General features: G+C 55.6%; 1 protein-coding gene. It reads right to left on the bottom strand.

All coding sequences use genetic code 11. From position 1 onward, the window contains the following. A partial coding sequence (locus tag ACZ9W6_RS17595) for an EF-Tu C-terminal domain-related protein (RefSeq protein ID WP_465192488.1) occupies positions 1 to 435 on the bottom strand: 435 nt, incomplete at its 5' end.

Below are 435 nucleotides of genomic sequence, written 5' to 3'. Positions count from 1 at the left end.
TTAAGCGATGATCTTGGCAACGACGCCAGCACCAACGGTACGACCACCTTCGCGAATCGCGAAGCGCAGACCATCTTCCATGGCGATCGGAGCGATCAGTTCAACAGTGATCTCTACGTTGTCGCCTGGCATTACCATTTCAACGCCTTCTGCCAGAGTAATGGCACCAGTCACGTCAGTAGTACGGAAGTAGAACTGTGGACGGTAGTTGGCGAAGAACGGAGTATGACGACCGCCTTCTTCCTTGCTCAGTACGTATACCGAAGCCTGGAACTTGGTGTGCGGGGTGATGGAAGCCGGCTTGGCCAGAACCTGACCACGCTCAACGTCTTCACGCTTGGTACCACGCAGCAGCACGCCAACGTTGTCACCAGCCTGACCCTGATCCAGCAGCTTGCGGAACATTTCCACGCCGGTGCAAGTGGTCTTGACAGT

It is taken from the genome of Vogesella lacus (genome assembly GCF_979366295.1).
The sequence above is the reverse complement of the archived record's forward strand: the minus strand, read 5'-3'. Positions and strand labels throughout refer to the sequence as shown.